Genomic DNA, 17,741 nt, shown 5'->3' on the forward strand with positions numbered 1-17,741 from the left:
TGGGCGCCTCCCGCGACCGTCCCCTTCAGTCGTGCACACCGGAGGCTTCCAAGCAGCATATTCCGTCAAAAGGAAGGCGATTCATGACACTCGGCACCGGAACCCAGGCCCCGCCCTTCTCCCTGCCTGCGACAGATGGTCGGACACTCGATCTCGACAGCCTGAGGGGCCGCAAGGTCGTCCTGTACTTCTACCCGAAGGACGACACCAGCGGCTGCACCCTGGAGGCGCAGAGCTTCCAATCCCTGAAGGCGGATTTCGCCGCAGCGGACACGGAGATCGTCGGCGTCTCTCCCGACTCGCTCAAGAGCCACGACAAGTTCCGCGCCAAGTACGGCCTCGATTTCACCCTCGCCTCCGACGAGGCGACGAGCATGCTGCAGGCCTATGGGGTGTGGGTGGAGAAGAGCATGTACGGCCGCAAGTACATGGGCGTCGAGCGCACCACCGTCCTCATCGACCGGGAGGGCAGGATCGCCCGGATCTGGACCAAGGTGAAGGTGCAGGGCCACGCAGAGGAGGTGCTGGCTGCGGCAAAAGCGCTGCCCTGATCCCACGATACGTTATTGTTTCATAAGAAAATAAGCGCTTTATTGCTGCTCCTCCGATGTTCCTTCCAGCCACGGCCCTCCCCAAGCAATGCCGAACTACCAAGCCATCCTTTCCGGCCAAAGCTGGAACGCCCTGTCCGGCCTCAGAACCAGCAGGAAGCCCGTTTTCCTGACCTACACCTTCAATCCTTCGCAATGGGACTCGTCGAAGTTCGGCAGCGCAGACAAGGCCATGGCGCGCAAGGCCCTGAAGATGTGGGGGGACGCCTCGGGCATCCGCTTCATCGAGGTCAAGGGAAGCGAAGCCGAGATCACGTTCCAGTGGCAGTGGCAATGGCAGACCGTCACCGCCTGGGCCGAATTCCCGGAACTCACCCGGACGTCGTCGGACGGAGGGGACCTGGTTCGCGACGGCAGCGGCGGCAACGTCTACCTGAACACCCAGCACCGCGCCGAGATGGCGAAGAACCCGTCCTTCAAGCTCTACATTCTGCTCCATGAGCTCGGCCATGCGCTCGGCCTGAAGCATCCCTTCCACAAGATGACCCACAACAAGAAGCTGTTGGGATCGGATCTGGACCACGTGAAGCACACCGTGATGAGCTACACGGGTGGCGACGTGAACATGCAATCCGCCGCTCTCGGGCCGCTGGACATCCAGGCGATCCGCGCCCTTTACGGAAGCCCCTCGCAGGACGGACGCCAGGTGGCGAAGTGGAGCTGGAGCAAGTCCAAGCAGGTTCTGACGCAGGTCGGCAAGAGCCAGGCGGACCTCATCTACGGCGTCGCGGTCGGGGACGCCATCCATGGCGGGCGCGGCAACGACAGGCTCTATGGATTGGGCGGCGAGGACACCCTGCTGGGCGGAACGGGCAACGACATCCTGAGCGGCGGCAACGGCGACGACCTTCTCGACGGGGACATCGGCAACGATGCCCTGAAGGGAGGATACGGCTCCGACACCCTCCAGGGCGGCACGGGCTCCGACGTCCTGAATGGCGGAGACGGCGATGACTCTCTCTACGGCAATGTCGACAACGACGCCTTGAACGGCGGCGAAGGCGGCGACGTCCTGCACGGGGATATCGGCAACGACGTCCTGGACGGCGGCATCGACAACGACTCCCTGCACGGAGGTGCAGGCAGCGATGTCCTGACGGGCGGCGAAGGCAGCGACCACTTCGTGTTCGACACCTTCTTCAACGGTGTCGACGACGTGGACGTGATCGCCGATTTCGGCACCAGCTGGGGCTATGACAGGATCGTCCTCTCCTCGCTGGTCTTCACAGGTCTCACGAAGGGCTATCTCGGCAGCGCAGCCTTCGTGCAGGGACCGGCGGCGACGGAGGCGGACGACAGGATCGTCTTCAACCAGACGCAGAACGCTCTCTACTACGACCTGGACGGATCAGGGCCCACGGCTGCCCTGCGCTTTGCGCAGTTCCTGAGCCCGGTATCGCTGGACGGCTACGACTTCTTCGTCGTGTAGGGAGCGGCGCCGGAACGCTGCGGCCACCCTGCCGCTAGCCTGGCGAGGCATCCACCCACGCGGCAATGCGCTCCATGATCTCCCTCATGGCCAGAAGGGAGCCCGCAACATCCCCGGGCTTCTCCAGCCCATGGTCGAGGCCGGGCATCTCCACGACCTCGGCGCCCCTGGTCCGCGCCGCGGAAACGTGAGTTTCCTCGTAATGCGGATCCGCCGTTCCGATCACGATGATCGAGCGCTGCGGGGAGCGCGCCATCCGCTCGGCAACGCCGTGCGTCCTGAAGCCCGGCGTCAGCCAGATGAGGTCGGCGGAGGCGAGACGGGGCTCGTCGGGAGCAACCGCAGCCATGGCTGCGGTGCCGAGCGATTTTCCGACGAGGGTGAAATGCGCGTAGGGCCCGAGGGCGAAGGCAGCTCCCATGGCTGCGCGGGCATCCTCGCCGATCCAGGCGATCATGTCCGCCTCGGGAAGGGCCATGAAGTCCGGGATCGCGTCATAGGCATAGTCCACGTTCAGCACGTCGTAGCCGCGCGCGAGCAGGAGCTGGCGCGGGTAGTGGAGCACGGGCATGCCGTTGCGGTATGTGAGACCCGGAAAGAACACCGCGAGGCGGGAGGCGGGCCCGTCCTGCCGGATCAGGCTGCCGGAGATCGGAAAGCCGTTGCGGCCCCGGATGTCGATCTTGTCCTGTCTCATGGCGTGCTGCTCCCGTCGCGGCTCCGGATCTTTTAGCAGCCGGATCGCGACGGGGGAAAGATGCAGGCCTAGTCGATGTCCTCGACCTCGGCGGCTCCGCCATAGACGCGCTGGGCGAGGGAGGCTTCCATGAAGGCGTCGAGATCGCCGTCGAGCACGTCCTGCGGGCTCGTGGACTGAACGCCGGTGCGCAGGTCCTTCACCATCTGGTAGGGCTGCAGCACGTAGGAGCGGATCTGGTGACCCCAGGCGATGTCCGTCTTGGCGGCGGCCTCCGCGTTCGCCTTCTCCTCGCGCTTCTTCAGCTCCAGCTCGTAGAGGCGCGCGCGCAGCATGTTCCAGGCCGTGGCCCGGTTCTTGTGCTGGGAGCGCTCCTGCTGGCAGGCGACCACGATCCCGGTGGGGATGTGGGTGATGCGCACCGCGGAGTCGGTGGTGTTCACGTGCTGGCCGCCCGCGCCCGAGGAGCGGAACGTGTCGATCCGGCAGTCGGACTCCTTGATCTCGATGTTGATGCGGTCGTCCACCACCGGATAGACCCACACCGAGGCGAAGCTCGTATGCCGCCGTGCATTCGAGTCGTAGGGCGAGATGCGCACCAGGCGGTGCACGCCGGATTCGGTCTTGAGCCAGCCATAGGCGTTGTGGCCCTTGATCAGGAGCGTGGCGCTCTTGATGCCGGCCTCTTCGCCGTCGGTGACTTCCAGAAGCTCGACCTTGTACTTCCGGCGCTCGGCCCAGCGGGCATACATGCGCTGGAGCATGTTGGCCCAGTCCTGGCTTTCCGTGCCGCCGGCGCCCGAATGCACTTCGAGGTAGGTGTCGTTGGCGTCGGCCTCGCCGGAGAGCAGCGTCTCGACCTGGCGGCGGGCGGCTTCGGCCTGAAGGGCGCGGATCGCCTCCTCGCCCTCCCGGATCGTCGCCTCGTCATCCTCCATCTCACCGAGCTCGATCAGGGTGATCGCGTCCTCGAGCTCCTGCTCGAGGCGCTTCACGGCCGAGATCTGATCCTCGAGCGAGGTGCGCTCGCGCATGATCTTCTGCGCGGCCTCGGCGTCGTTCCAGAGGTTGGGGTCCTCGGCCTGGGCGTTCAGTTCCGCGAGGCGTCGCTGGGCTGTATCCCAGTCAAAGATGCCTCCTCAGCAGCCCGACTGACTGCTTGGTCTCTTCTACGAGGTGTTGGATTTCGGCGCGCATTGTTCCGTGCTGTCCGTGCCTGATGGTCGCGGTGTCTTAAAGGGGGTCACCGCCCCCTGTCAAAGGAACCCTCCGGCCGATGGGCGCCGATCCCTGCAGCCCGACCGGGCTGCAGGGATCGGCCGCTTCTCGCTGTTCGGAGGGTGGTGTCGATATGGTGGGCGCAGCCCGTCAGTACAATCCGCCGGTGCCCACGCCGACGGCCTGCCGGGGAGCCCCCGGACCGCCCTGGTACTCGACCTGGGGCATGTCCTCGGGCTCCGGCGGCACGTATTCCGGCGGCGCCTGGCCGGGCTTGAAGGCCTCGAGGATCGTGCCGCCGCCCTCCCCGCTGGCGCGGGTGCCGGTCGAGGCGTTGACGCGGATGAGCTTGATGCCCGCCGGCACGCGGAACGGCGTCGCGGGCTTGTCCTTCAACGCCATCTGCATGAAGTCGCGGAAGACCGGCGCGGCATACTGGCCGGCCGTCGCGGCATTGCCGAGCGATTTCGGCTGGTCGTAGCCGAGGAACACGCCCACCGCGAGGTCGGGGGAGAAGCCCACGAACCACACGTCCTTGGCATCGTTGGTGGTGCCGGTCTTGCCGGCGAGCGGCTTGCCGACGGCCTTGACCGTCTGCGCGGTGCCGCGCTGGACCACGCCTTCCAGAATCGAGGTGATCTGGTAGGCGGTGAGCGGATCGATCACCTGCTCCCGGTTCTCGACGAGCTTGGGCGGGGCGCCGCCGTCCCACTTCTCCGCGCTGCAGTTCGTGCATTTGCGGTCGTCGTGGCGGTAGATGGTGCGGCCGTTGCGGTCCTGGATCTGGTCGATCAGGGTCGGCTTGATGCGGCGTCCGCCATTGACGAACATCGAATAGGCCGCGGTCATGCGCATCACCGTGGTCTCGCCGGCCCCCAGGGACATGGAGAGCAGCGGCAGCATGTCGTCGTAGACGCCGAAACGGCGGGCGTATTCGGAGATCACGGGCATGCCGACCTCGTTGGCGAGGCGCACAGTCATCAGGTTCTTCGAATGCTCGATTCCGTAGCGGAGCGTCCGCACGCCGGTCGCCTTGCCGTCATAGTTCTTGGGCGCCCACGCCTCCTGGCCCGGCCCCATGTCGAGGACGAAGGGCCCATCCAGGATCTGGGACGAGGGCGTGTAGCCGTTGTCGAGGGCCGTCGCGTAGACGATCGGCTTGAACGAGGAGCCCGGCTGGCGCATGGCCTGGATCGCCCGGTTGAACTCGCTCTGGTCGTAGGAGAAGCCGCCCACCATCGCGTGGACGCGCCCCGTATTCGGGTCCATGGCCACGATGGCTCCCGAGATTTCGGGAATCTGGCGCAGGCGGAACTGCCCCGGCTTGTCGGCCAGCGGCTCCACATAGACCACGTCGCCCACGGAAACCGCCTTCTCGACCGCCCGGCGGGTCCACTTCACGCCATCGCCGGTGACGATGCCGGTCTCCCGGTCCTTCACCACCTGCCCGGAGGCCTCGCGCCTGGGCTGCAGGCCGACCTTGGCCTGCCCCCGGGCAACCTCCAGCACCACGGCCAGACGCCAGGGCTGCACGTCGCCCAGAACCGGCACCTCGGCCAGGGCGAGGCCCCATTCGCGTCCGGCTACGTCGATCTTCTGCTGGGCGCCGCGCCAGCCGCGCGCCTCGTCGAAGCGCACGAGGCCGTCCACCAGCGCCTTGCGGGCCATGGCCTGCATCTTGGGGTCGAGGGTCGAGCGGATCAGCAGGCCGCCCTCGTAGAGGGTCTCCTCGCCGTAGCGCTCCGCAATGTCGCGGCGCACGCCCTCGGCGAAGTAGCCGGACGCGATGCTGTTCGGGGAGACGTTGCGCGGCTTGACGTTGAGCGGCTCCTTCTGAGCCGCTTCCGCCGCTTCCTTGGAGATATAGCCGTTGACGGCCATGCGCTCGATCACCCAGTTCCGGCGCTCGATGGCGGCCTTGCGCTGGCGGAAGGGGTGATAGTTGTTCGGCCCCTTCGGCAGGGCCGCGATATAGGCGGCCTCGGCGATGGTCAGTTCGTGGATCGACTTGCCGAAATAATCGAGGGCTGCCGCCGCGATGCCGTGCAGATTCCGGCCCGGGGTCAGGGTGCCGAGGAAGATCTCGTTCAGGTAGAGCTCGAGGATCTTGTCCTTCGAGAAGGTCGATTCCATGCGCAGGGCGATCAGCGCCTCGCGGATCTTGCGCTCGTAGCTGCGCTCGTTGCCCACGAGGAAGTTCTTGGCCACCTGCTGGGTGATGGTGGAGGCGCCCTGCTCCCGGGCGCCGCCCGAGCGCAGGTTGACCACGATGGCGCGCATCAGGCCCTCGGGGTCGATGCCCGGGTGCCTGTAGAAGTTCTTGTCCTCGGCGGCGAGGAAGGCATTGATCACGAGCTTGGGCACGGCCTGGATCGGCACGTAGAGCCGGCGCTCGCGGGCATATTCGGCGATCAGGCTGCCGTCCGCGGCGTGGATGCGGGTCATGACCGGAGGCTCGTAATTGGCGAGCTGGGCATGGTCCGGCAGGTCCTTCGAGTAGAACCAGAAGCCATAGGCCAGCCCCACGGCGCCGATCAGGAAGAAGATCGCTCCCACGCTGAAGAGAAAGCCGAAGAATCGTAGGACGAAGCGCATCCGAAGGTGTTCCATGAGGCGCCTCGAGGCGCCCGTTTATGTAGATCTTGAAACGCGGACCCTCGTTAACCGATGAATCGCGCCCCCGCTACGGGTATCCACACTCTCTCTATGGTAAAACTGCGGCAGCACCGCGCCGCGCCAGCCGGGTGGCGAAAAATCGGTCCACCGCCACCGCCATGGCCGAGACCATCTTGGCGCGCCATTCCTCGGACATCAACAGGTCCAGGTCCTTCTGGCTCGACAGATAGCCAAGCTCGACCAGCACCGAGGGGACGTCGTGCGCCCGCAGCACCTGGAAACGCGCCTGCCGGTGAGGGTTCTTGTTGAGGCGGGCCACCGAATCGAACTCTCCCACGAGGCGCGAAGCGAAGCTGTGGGAGAAGCCCCGCGTCTCCCGCAGCGTGAGTTCCATGAGGATGTCGCTTACGTCGTCAGGCATCTCGCCCGATTCGACGCCGGCCACCGCGTCGGCCTTGTTTTCGCGGTCGGCAAGCCTTGCGGAATCGGCATCCGAGGCCCGTTCGGAGCCGGTATAGACCGTCAGGCCCCGCACGTCCTGGCCGCCCGAGATCGAGTCCGCGTGGATGGAGATGAAGAGATCGGCCTGGGCGCTCCGGGCCGCCCGCACCCGATCGCCGAGGGAGACGAACACGTCCTGCTCGCGGGTCATCAGGACCTTGTAGCGCCCGCTCTCCTCGAGCTTCTTCTTCAGGCGCTGGGCGAAGGAAAGAACCAGGTCCTTCTCGAAAAGCTGGCTTGATCCGGCCGCGGCCCCCGGGTCGATGCCGCCGTGGCCGGGATCGATCATGATCACCGGGCGCGAATCCTTGGCTTCCTGCACGGGCGGCGGGGCGGAGGGACCCTTGCTCCCCTGAGCGCTCTCGGCCGCCGCCTGGCGGAACTCCTCGCGCTCGGCGCGGGTGAGCTCGATGGTGAGGATCGTGGCCGCGCCCGTAGAATCGGGGGCCGTGGTCATGCCGGAGACCACCGCCGGCTGGGCAAGCTCCATCACCACCCGGGACCGGCCCGGCGCGAACAGCCCGTAGCGGTAGGAGGCGATGAGCCCCTGCTTCTGCCGCCCGGCCTCGGGCGGCAGATGGAAGGCCACCTCGGGCAGGTCGACGATGACCCGGTCCGGGCGCTCCATGAGGGAAACCTGGGCCATCACGGCCTTCGACAGGGTGATCCGGAAGCGGGTCTTCGCCCCGTCCGCCTCCACGGCGACGGCTGCGGCGATGGCCGGTGCGGGCGTCTTCGCCCCCTCCCCGGCCGCCAGGGCACGCCCTGCCCCCGCGGCGACGGCAATCGCCATGAGGCATGCGCTGACGAGGCGGATGAAGCGGGACAAGGGCATCGCTGATCGCTGAGGGTTCGAGCGTCCTTCCTATACCGATAGACCGCGTTTGGTTAACGGAACCTCACTCCGGTCGACACATTGCTGAGACTCTGTTGCATTCATGGCACAGTGACACGGGATCTTGCCAAATGCCCCAATCGATCTGTAATGATCTTGGTCCCGTCCGGCATGGCCGAATCTGACGGCGGATCCGAGGAGACGGTTGTGTTGACCGATCCTCAGGGAACCCGTCACCCTCGACAGGCTCACCGAGGGGACCATATGGCGACGCTTGTCGCCACTCGCCGATGGCCGGATCCACCCGGCCCATCGAAATCTACGAAAGGGCAGTCTCGGATGGTTGCACGCACGAAGTCAGCTTTGACCTTCGTTTCTGCACCGTTCGAATCGCGCGTTCTCCGTCGCACACGCCCTTCCCTCACCGTTTCCGGCCAAGAGCCGGCCCAATTCAACCCAGAATGCGCCCCAACGCGGCGCAGGATGGCGATCGACAGCACTCCGAACGCAATCTCAGCCCGCCGCCTTCGCCTGCGGCGTGCCACTCCGCCCACAATGCGGCCCCTGCCTCAGGTCCTGCCCTCGATCGCCATGTCGAGAGTTCAACATGGCAAACAAGATGCTCATCGATGCCTCCCACCCGGAAGAAACCCGGGTCGTGGTGGTACGTGGTCAGAAGGTCGAAGAATTCGACTTCGAATCCGCTAACCGGAAGCAACTGCGCGGGAACATCTATCTCGCCAAGGTCACCCGGGTCGAACCGTCCCTTCAGGCGGCCTTCGTGGAATACGGCGGCAACCGCCACGGGTTCCTCGCCTTCAGCGAAATTCACCCCGATTACTACCAGATCCCGGTCGCCGACCGTCAGGCTCTGCTGGAGGCCGAGGCACAGGCCCAGGCCGAGGAGGAGCGCGAGGAGGAGCGCCGCAGCCATCGTCGCCGCCGCCGCTCCTCGCAGCGCCGGGCCGAGAACGACGAGACCGTGGTCTCGACCGAGGCCGAGGCGGGTACGGCCGAAGCCGTTGAGGCCGGCGCCTCCGAGGGCGAGGCGTCAGGCGACGCCGCAACCCTGAGCGAGGCTTCCGAAGCGACTGCGGCCGAAGGCGCCGCCGCTGGCGAAGACAAGGCCGAGGGCGCACTGGAAGCGGTCGAAGCATCGGCCCATGTCGAGGCGCCTCAGGCCGAGGAGGCCGCGGAGGAGACCGAGGCGCGCTCCCCGGGGGACGATGACGAATCCGACGAGGACGACAGCGAAGACGACGAGGAGGAGGACGAGGAGTCCGAGGACGAGATCGTCGAGCAGCTCGGCGGGGGCGACGCCCTGGAGGACGTTCCCCAGCGCCCGCGCATTCCGCGCAAGCAGTACAAGATCCAGGAAGTCATCAAGCGCCGCCAGATCCTGCTGGTCCAGGTGGTCAAGGAGGAGCGCGGCAACAAGGGCGCGGCGCTCACCACCTACCTCTCGCTCGCCGGGCGCTACTCGGTGCTCATGCCCAATACGGGCCGGGGCGGCGGCATCTCGCGCAAGATCACCAACGCGGCCGACCGCAAGCGCCTGAAGGAGATCGCCCAGGAGCTGGAGGTGCCCGAGGGAATGGGCATCATCCTGCGCACGGCCGGCGCCTCGCGCACCAAGCCCGAGATCAAGCGCGACTACGAATACCTCATGCGCCTGTGGGAGAGCGTGCGCGAGCTGACCCTCAAGTCCGCAGCCCCTGCCCTCGTCTACGAGGAAGGCTCCCTCATCAAGCGCGCCATCCGCGACCTCTACAACAAGGACATCGACGACATCATGGTCGCCGGTGAGGAGGGCTACCGCGAGGCCAAGGACTTCATGCGCATGCTCATGCCGAGCCATGCCAAGCTGGTCCAGCCCTACCGCGACCCGCAGCCGCTCTTCGCGAAATTCGGGGTCGAAGCCCAGCTCGACGCCATGTTCTCGAACGTGGTGACGCTCAAGTCCGGCGGCTACCTCGTCATCAATCCGACGGAGGCGCTGGTCTCCATCGACGTGAACTCGGGACGCTCCACCCGCGAGCACAACATCGAGGACACGGCCCTGCGCACGAACCTCGAGGCGGCGGAGGAGATCGCCCGCCAGCTGCGCCTGCGCGACCTCGCCGGCCTGATCGTCATCGACTTCATCGACATGGAGGAGAAGCGGAACAACCGCGCCGTCGAGAAGAAGCTGAACGAGTGCCTGAAGAACGACCGCGCCCGCATCCAGGTCGGCCGCATCTCGCCCTTCGGCCTGCTCGAGATGTCGCGCCAGCGCATCCGCACCGGCGTGCTGGAATCCTCCTCGATCCCCTGCTCGCACTGCGCCGGCACCGGCTTCGTGCGCTCGACGCCGTCGGTGGCGCTGCAGGTGCTGCGCTCCATCGAGGAGACGCTCATCAAGAATTCCGGCTACAACCTCATCGTCCGCACCCGGATGGAGGCGGCCTTCTACATCCTGAACCAGAAGCGCGTGCACCTGCGGGATCTCGAGACCCGCTTCGGCGTCGCCATCTCCATCGTGGCCGACGACAGTCTGCACGGCACCACGACCTACGCCATCGACCGGGGCGAGCCCGCCCTGCGCCTGGAGCACAAGTCCGCTGCGACGGGCATCCAGATCGATGCGATCGTCCCCGTGGACGAGCCCGAGGAGGAGATCGAGGCCGAGGTCGAGGAGGAGAGCGCCGAGGAGAGCCAGGCGGCCGGCGAGGAGCGCGGCGAGCAGGGCGAAGGCGGCGGCCGCCGTCGCCGGCGCCGTCGCCGCCGGCGCGGCCGGGACCGCGAGGCCTTCGCCGGCGCGGATTCGTCCGATGAAGGCGGCGAGGCCGGGGAAGCCGAGGGCGATTCCGACGAGGAGGATTCCGACGCCGAGACCTCCGGCGGCGATGCATCGCCCATCGAAGCCGGCGAGGCGGATGACGAATCCCGGGGCGGACGCCGCCGCCGTCGCGGCCGCCGGGGCGGCCGTGGGCGCGGCCGTGACGAGGCCGGAGAGTTCGCCAGGGAGGAGGGCTTCGCCGCCTCCGAGGCCGACGAGGCGGAGCCCGCCTCCGACGAGCCTGCTCCGGCAGCGGCCGCCCGGCCCGAGCCGGAGGCGCCCAGGCCTGCCGCCCAGGAGCCCATCGTCGCTCCGTCCCAGCCTGCCGCTCCCGAGCCCGTCGCGGCGCAGGAGCCCGCCCCCGCGCCCGTGCCCGAGCCGGAACCGGTCGCCGTGGTGCTGACCCCGCCCGACCCGGAGCGCCCGAAGCGCGCCGGCTGGTGGTCCAAGGCCAAGTCGGTTCTGAGCGGATCGTAGGACAAAAAGAAATGCCCGGCTCCAAGGCCGGGCATTTTCTTTCGAGGCTGTCCCGTCGCCGTCATGGCCGGGCTTGTCCCGGCCATCCCGCTTCCGAGGAGCACGGCGCTTTTCCGATCGGGATCACCGGCACAAGGCCGGGGATGACGCGAGAAGGAGAGAATTACCTCAGCCACCCCTTCAGCCTTGCCACCGTCTCGCGGCAATCGCTCTCCGAGCCGGCGAAGGACAGGCGCAGGTAATGCGAGCCTTCGATGGGATCGAAGTCGAGGCCGGGGGTCGCGGCGACGCCCGCCTCCTCCAGCATGCGCTTCGAGAAGCCGATGGAATCGTTCGTGTAGCGGGCAATGTCCGCATAGATGTAGAAGGCGCCGTCCACCGGGTGCATCTCCGTGATGCCGACCCCCGGCAGCTCTTCCAGGAGATAGGCACGGTTGCGGGCATATCCCGCCTTCACCGCCTCCAGCTCCTCCACAGCGTCGAAGGCGGCGAGCGCCGCCACCTGCGAGAGGTAGGGCGGGGAGATGTAGAGGTTCTGTGCCAGCCGCTCGATGGGCCGCACCAGCCGCTCGGGCACCACGATCCAGCCGATGCGCCAGCCGGTCATGCAGTAGTACTTGGAGAACGAGTTGATGACCACCGCATCGTCGTCGGAGGCGAGCGCGGTGGAGGCCGGCTCGCCATAGGTCAGGCCGTGATAGATCTCGTCGGACACGAACCAAAGGCCCAGGCGGCGGCACGTCTCGCCGAGTTCGGCGAGCGCCTTGCGGCCGATCATGGTCCCGGAGGGGTTGGCCGGGCTCATGGCGAGGATGCCGTGGAGGGGCTTTTCCGCATGGGCCTTCTCGATGGCCCGGGCGGTCATGATCCAGCCGTCCGCCTTGGCGAGCGGGATCGTCACCGGCTCGATGCCGAGCGCCTCCAGGATGTTCCGGTAGGCCGGATAGCCCGGCGCGGTGATCGCCACCCGCTGGCCCTGATCGAAGAGACTCAAGAAAGCGAGCACGAAGCCGGCGGAGGAGCCGGTCGTCACCACCACCCGCTCGGGCGCGATGCCGACGCCATAGGTGTCGCGGTAATGCCGGGCGATCCGCTCCCGCAGGACCGAGAGCCCAAGCGCCTCCGTGTAGCCGATGCGGCCGAGATCGAGCGCCGTCTTGGCCGCCTCCCGGGCCGCCCGGGGCGCCGGCGCGGAGGGCTGGCCCACCTCCATGTGGATGACGCTGTCCCCCCGCCTCTCCTTGGCGGCGGCCGCGCTCAGCACGTCCATGGCGAGGAACGAGGCCACGCGGTCCATGCGGCGCGCGATCAGGGGCTGGTGGAGACTGGCAGGTGCTTTGGTCATGGGAAGGGTCGTAGCCCGTTGCGGAAAGGGCCTCAAGACGGTTCTTCGGGAACACGGCACTCTTCCCTCCCCCTCGCGGGGAGGGATTGAGGGTGGGGGTCGGAAAGTCAAAACGCTGCAGGCATTCGTAAGCCGGAACGACCGCTACAGCGCCTGGCTGGATGGATTCCGTGCCCGGTCGTTCCACCCCCACCCCTGCCCCTCCCCGCAAGGGGGAGGGAAACAGCACGTCATCCTGCACACGCATTCAACAAAGCCGTGATTTGACGCCGCACCGTCCTAGCCGCTAACTCGCAAGGCAACAGACGAGTCTCAACTCTGCCTTGAACCGTTCTTAAGGATCGGACTTGTCTCGACGAATTCTCCGCAAAGGACCGGACATGCGCGCTTCGCTTCTCAAACTCGGCCAGGCTGTGGCCCTCATCGGCACCCTGGGCCTTGCTCCCGCCGCGCTGGCGCAGAGCCCGGTTTTCACTGAGCAGCAGAAGCAGGCGATCGGCGAGATCGTGAAGGACTATCTCCTGAAGAACCCGGAGGTCCTGACCGAGGTGATCTCCGAGCTCGAGAAGCGGCAGGCGGAGGCGCAGCAGGCGGCACAGGCGGGCGCCGTCAAGGAGACGCGGCAGTCGCTCCTGAACGCCTCGCATTCCTACGTGGTCGGCAACCCCTCCGGCGACGTCACCCTGGTGGAGTTCTTCGACTACAATTGCGGCTACTGCAAGAAGGCCCTCGCCGACGTCCAGACGCTCGTGAAAAGCGACCCGAAGCTGCGCGTCGTGCTCAAGGACTTCCCCGTCCTCGGCCCCGATTCCGTCGAGGCGAGCCGGGTGTCGCTCGCGGCCAAGAACCAGCTCCAGGGCCAAAAGCTCTTCGAGTACCACGTGAAGGTGATGGACACCCGCGGCCGGGTGAACGGCGAGCGGGCCATGGCGGTCGCCAAGGAGATGGGGCTCGACATGGCCCGCCTTCAGAAGGACATGGAGAGCCCCGACACCCGCAAGGCCCTGCAGGAGAACATGGAACTCGGCGACAAGCTGAGCCTGACCGGCACGCCCGCCTTCATCGTCGGCGAGACGGTGGTTCCCGGCGCCGTGGGCCTGGAGCCCCTCAAGCAGCTCGTGACCAACGTCCGCCAGTGCGGCAAGGCGAATTGCGGGTAGGCCCAGGACCTGCTCGGCAGCCTTCCGCTTCAAACTCCACGTCGTCACGGGCCTTGTGCCGGCGATCCCGACAACGAGGGGGCGGCGCTTTTCGGAAGCGGGATGGCCGGGACGAGCCCGGCCATGACGGGAAAGCGGGCTGGTCACGCTGCGGAACCCTAAGCCAAGCTTGGAAAAGCCTTGGTTTTCCCCTTCCCCCCTGCCCGCCTTTTGGCTAAGAGGGCGTTTCAGCTCCGCCTGGCGGAGCTTCAAGGAACGCTCCTTAACCCTATGACCGCCATCTTCGTCCTCAACGGACCCAACCTCAACCTGCTCGGCCGCAGGGAGCCCCAGATCTATGGCAGCACCACGCTGCCGGACATCGAGAAGCTCGTGCGCCAGAAGGCCGAGACCCTGGGGGTGGCCGTCACGTTCCGGCAGTCGAACCATGAGGGACATCTGGTCGACTGGATCCAGGAGGCGGGAGCGCAGGGCGCGGGCATCGTCATCAATGCCGGCGCCTACACCCACACCTCGATCGCGCTGCGCGATGCCATCTCCGGCAGCGGCGCTCCCACGGTCGAGATCCACCTTTCGAATGTTCATGCTCGCGAGGGCTTTCGCCATCGCTCGCTCATTGCGCCCGTCTCCGTCGGCGTGATCTGCGGTTTCGGGCCCATGAGCTACCTGCTCGGCCTGGAAGCGGTTCACCGGGTGATGGCCGAGCGGGCTCGCCAGGCAAAGCCCTCCCAGCATTAGTTCCTCAGAGAATAGAGGTAAGCCCCATGGCCAAGGAAAATCCTTTCGATCCCGATCTCGTTCGTGAGCTGGCGAATCTGATCGCCGACACGGACCTCAGCGAGATCGAAGTGGAGAAGGGCGACCTTCGCATCCGCGTGGCGCGCACGGTCACGGCCGCCGTCAGCGTTCCGGTGGCGGCTCCCGCCGCTCTGGCCCCCGCCCCGGTGGTTGCGCCGCCTCCGGCCGCCGCCGAGGCCTCCGCAGCCGCGGCCAAGCCCGGCGGCCCCCATCCCGGCGCCGTCCTCTCCCCCATGGTCGGCACCGCCTACCGCAAGCCCTCGCCCGACGCGAAGGCCTTCGTCGAGATCGGCTCCAAGGTGCAGGCCGGCGACAAGGTTCTCCTCGTCGAGGCCATGAAGACCTTCAACGAGATCGTGGCGCCCCGAGCTGGCACCGTGACCGCCATCTATGTCGAAGACGGAACGCCGGTCGAATACGGCGAACCCCTCCTCGTCATCGAGTAAGGCGCTTTCATGTTCGATAAGATCCTCATAGCCAACCGAGGCGAGATCGCCCTGCGGATCCTGCGCGCGGCGAAGGAGCTCGGCATCGCCACCGTGGCGGTGCATTCCACCGCCGACGCGGATGCCATGCATGTGCGGCTTGCCGACGAGAGCGTCTGCATCGGCCCGCCGGCCGCCCGCGACAGCTATCTCAACATCCCGGCGCTCATCGCCGCCTGCGAGATCACCGGGGCCGACGCGATCCATCCCGGCTACGGCTTCCTGTCGGAGAACGCGCGCTTCGCCGAGGTGCTGGAGCATCACCGCATCGCCTTCATCGGCCCGAAGGCGGAGCACATCCGCATCATGGGCGACAAGATCGAGGCCAAGCGCACCGCCAAGCGCCTCGGGATCCCCTGCGTGCCCGGCTCCGAGGGCGGCATCACCGATGACGACGAGGCCAAGCGCATCGCCAAGGACATTGGCTACCCCGTCATCATCAAGGCCGCCGCCGGCGGCGGCGGGCGCGGCATGAAGGTGGCGCGCACGGAGGAGGACCTCGTCCACGCGCTCCAGACCGCCAAGACCGAGGCCAAGGCGGCCTTCGGCGACGATGCGGTCTATATCGAGAAATATCTCGAAAAGCCGCGCCACATCGAGATCCAGGTGCTCGGCGACGGCAAGGGCGGCGCCATCCATCTCGGCGAGCGCGACTGCTCGCTCCAGCGTCGCCACCAGAAGGTCTGGGAGGAAGGCCCCTCGCCCGCCCTCAACGTGGAGATGCGCGAGCGCATCGGCGGCGTCGTGGCCAAGGCCATGCAGGAGCTGCAATATGCCGGCGCCGGCACCATCGAGTTCCTCTACGAGGACGGCGAGTTCTACTTCATCGAGATGAACACTCGTATTCAAGTGGAGCACCCTGTCACGGAGATGATCACCGGCATCGACCTGGTGAACGAGCAGATCCGCGTGGCGGCGGGCCATCCGCTCTCGGTGAGGCAGGAGGACATCAAGATCGAGGGCCATGCCATCGAGTGCCGCGTGAATGCGGAGCACCCCTCCACCTTCCGCCCCTCCCCCGGCACGATCAGCTATTTCCATCCGCCGGGCGGCCTCGGCGTGCGCGTCGATTCGGCGGCCTATCAGGGCTACCGCATCCCGCCGCATTACGACTCGCTGGTGGGCAAGCTCATCGTCCATGGCCGCACCCGCAACGAGTGCCTCATGCGCCTGCGCCGGGCGCTCGACGAGTTCGTGGTGGACGGCATCGACACCACGCTCCCGCTCTTCCGCACCCTGGTGCGCAACCCGGACATCCAGAACGGCCAGTACGACATCCACTGGCTCGAGAACTTCCTGAAGACGGGCGGCCTCGGCGACGGCGAGTAGGCTTGTTACATCATATCGGGCCCTCTATCCTGAAGGCAGGCGAATAGAGGGCCGCGCTTCCAAAAGCGGGGCCATGGATCAACATGCCCCGCTTTCTTCATGTCGGCTGCGGCCCGAAGCGAAAACATCAGACCGTCAAGGCCTTCGCCGCGCCCGAATGGGAGGAGGTCACCCTCGACATCGACGAGAGCGTGAAGCCCGACCTCGTTGACAAGCTGCCGGAGCTGGCCAGCATCGAATCGGGAAGCTTCGATGCGGTCTACTCGGCCCACAACATCGAGCACCTCTATCCGCACGAGGTTCCGGTGGCGCTCAGGGCGATGTTCCGGGTTCTGAAGCCCGGCGGCTTCGCGATCATCACCTGCCCGGATCTGCAGACGCTCGGCGAGCGGCTTGCGTCGGGCGACATCGAGAAGCCGATCTATACCAGCGGCAAGGGACCGGTTGCGCCCCTCGACATTCTCTACGGCTTCAGGCCGTCCATGGCGGCGGGCAACCTGTACATGGCCCATCACACCGGCTTCACGCTGAAGTCCCTCGGCGATGCCTGCGTCCGGTCGGGATTTGCCAAGTTCTTCGGGTTCCGCCGCACCAAGAAGCACGAGCTTTGGGGGCTTGCCACAACATTCGCCATGCCGGACGAGGAGATCCAGAGGATCGCCAAAATCTACCTGAGGCCCGTCTGACTTCGCGTGCCACTCGTCCTATCTATGGCGAACAGCCCGAACGATCGGATATGTTGGTGAATGACCCGATCTTCCGACCACGCGATTGAGATTACCCCCGACATCCTGCTGAAGGCCTATGCGGCCGGCATCTTTCCCATGGCGGAGGATGCGGATGACCCGTCGCTCTTCTGGGTCGAGCCGCGCGAGCGGGGGATCATTCCCCTCGACGGCTTCCACGTCTCGAAGCGCCTGGCCCGCACCGTCCGCTCGGACGTCTTCGAGGTCCATGTGGACCGGGATTTCGACGGGGTGATCGCGGGCTGCGCCGCGCCGGCGGCGGACCGGGAGAAGACCTGGATCAGCCGGCGAATCCGCGAGCTCTACGGCGCGCTCTTCGATGCGGGCTACTGCCACACGGTCGAGGTTTACAGGAACGCTCGCCTGGTGGGCGGGCTCTATGGCGTGCGCCTCAACGGCGCCTTCTTCGGCGAGAGCATGTTCCATGCCGAACGGGACGCCTCGAAGGTGGCCCTCGTCCACCTCGTCGCCCGCCTGCGCCGGGGCGGCTTCTCGCTCCTCGACACGCAGTTCGTGACCTCGCATCTCGCGCAGTTCGGCGCCGTCGAGGTGCCCCGGCGCACCTACAAGCAGATGCTGCGCAACGCCATGGACCACGGCGCCGATTGGGATTGCTGGCCCCGGCACAAGATCGTCAGCGGCGAGGAGGCCCTCGCCGCCCTGGCCTCCCCGTAGC

At 66.7% G+C, this 17,741-nt stretch carries 14 protein-coding genes; 9 read left to right on the forward strand and 5 right to left on the reverse strand.

Features of this window, described 5'->3' with window-relative positions; genetic code table 11:
• The first annotated feature begins 83 nt into the window (after positions 1-83).
• Both GR303_RS18760 and GR303_RS25215 read left to right on the forward strand, forming a co-directional pair.
• Positions 84-551, forward strand: coding sequence for a peroxiredoxin (locus GR303_RS18760; RefSeq protein WP_161726292.1), 468 nt, complete (start codon positions 84-86; stop codon positions 549-551).
• 88 nt (positions 552-639) lie between these two features.
• A complete protein-coding gene (locus tag GR303_RS25215; protein WP_161726290.1) occupies positions 640-2,040 on the forward strand; it encodes a matrixin family metalloprotease in 1,401 nt (466 codons plus the stop codon).
• Between the two features lie 34 nt (positions 2,041-2,074).
• Here GR303_RS25215 and GR303_RS18770 read toward each other — a convergent pair whose 3' ends face one another.
• From GR303_RS18770 to GR303_RS18785, 4 genes are all read right to left on the reverse strand, one after another.
• Entirely contained in the window at positions 2,075-2,737 is a 663-nt protein-coding gene (locus tag GR303_RS18770; protein ID WP_161726288.1) for an alpha/beta fold hydrolase, read from the reverse strand.
• Between the two features lie 68 nt (positions 2,738-2,805).
• A protein-coding gene (prfB, locus tag GR303_RS18775) for a peptide chain release factor 2 (RefSeq protein WP_161726286.1) occupies positions 2,806-3,934 on the reverse strand; the annotation gives its coding sequence in 2 pieces (ribosomal slippage) (positions 2,806-3,864 and positions 3,866-3,934; 1,128 coding nt in all).
• 171 nt (positions 3,935-4,105) lie between these two features.
• Positions 4,106-6,550, reverse strand: a complete 2,445-nt coding sequence (locus tag GR303_RS18780; RefSeq protein WP_161726320.1) for a penicillin-binding protein 1A — start codon at positions 6,548-6,550, stop codon at positions 4,106-4,108.
• A gap of 109 nt (positions 6,551-6,659) precedes the next feature.
• Complete coding sequence (locus GR303_RS18785) at positions 6,660-7,907, reverse strand: N-acetylmuramoyl-L-alanine amidase (protein WP_161726284.1); 1,248 nt, start codon at positions 7,905-7,907, stop codon at positions 6,660-6,662.
• 607 nt (positions 7,908-8,514) lie between these two features.
• Here GR303_RS18785 and GR303_RS18790 point away from each other — a divergent pair.
• On the forward strand, positions 8,515-11,202 hold the full coding sequence (locus tag GR303_RS18790; protein WP_161747593.1) for an Rne/Rng family ribonuclease: 2,688 nt from the start codon (positions 8,515-8,517) through the stop codon (positions 11,200-11,202).
• Positions 11,203-11,365: 163 nt separating this feature from the next.
• On the opposite strand, the gene GR303_RS18795 is transcribed toward GR303_RS18790, so the two are convergent.
• Positions 11,366-12,547 (reverse strand): pyridoxal phosphate-dependent aminotransferase, encoded by a 1,182-nt coding sequence (locus GR303_RS18795; protein WP_161726939.1) that lies wholly within the window; start codon positions 12,545-12,547, stop codon positions 11,366-11,368.
• 380 nt (positions 12,548-12,927) lie between these two features.
• On the opposite strand from GR303_RS18795, the gene GR303_RS18800 reads away from it, so the two are divergent.
• The 6 genes from GR303_RS18800 to aat all read left to right on the forward strand — a co-directional run bounded on the left by GR303_RS18800 (position 12,928) and on the right by aat (position 17,740).
• Positions 12,928-13,707, forward strand: a complete 780-nt coding sequence (locus tag GR303_RS18800; protein WP_161726937.1) for a DsbA family protein — start codon at positions 12,928-12,930, stop codon at positions 13,705-13,707.
• Positions 13,708-13,977: 270 nt separating this feature from the next.
• Positions 13,978-14,445: a type II 3-dehydroquinate dehydratase gene (gene aroQ, locus GR303_RS18805; RefSeq protein WP_161726936.1), complete on the forward strand. Its 468-nt coding sequence runs from the start codon at positions 13,978-13,980 to the stop codon at positions 14,443-14,445.
• 26 nt (positions 14,446-14,471) lie between these two features.
• Positions 14,472-14,951, forward strand: a complete 480-nt coding sequence (gene accB / locus GR303_RS18810) for an acetyl-CoA carboxylase biotin carboxyl carrier protein (RefSeq protein ID WP_161726934.1) — start codon at positions 14,472-14,474, stop codon at positions 14,949-14,951.
• 9 nt (positions 14,952-14,960) lie between these two features.
• Positions 14,961-16,319: an acetyl-CoA carboxylase biotin carboxylase subunit gene (gene accC, locus GR303_RS18815; RefSeq protein WP_161726932.1), complete on the forward strand. Its 1,359-nt coding sequence runs from the start codon at positions 14,961-14,963 to the stop codon at positions 16,317-16,319.
• 83 nt (positions 16,320-16,402) lie between these two features.
• Complete coding sequence (locus tag GR303_RS18820) at positions 16,403-17,005, forward strand: class I SAM-dependent methyltransferase (RefSeq protein ID WP_161726930.1); 603 nt, start codon at positions 16,403-16,405, stop codon at positions 17,003-17,005.
• A 60-nt stretch (positions 17,006-17,065) separates the two neighbouring features.
• Positions 17,066-17,740: a leucyl/phenylalanyl-tRNA--protein transferase gene (aat, locus tag GR303_RS18825; protein WP_161726928.1), complete on the forward strand. Its 675-nt coding sequence runs from the start codon at positions 17,066-17,068 to the stop codon at positions 17,738-17,740.
• Position 17,741: the final 1 nt, after the last annotated feature.

Source organism: Microvirga arsenatis, assembly GCF_009910705.1.
Lineage (GTDB): Bacteria > Pseudomonadota > Alphaproteobacteria > Rhizobiales > Beijerinckiaceae > Microvirga > Microvirga arsenatis.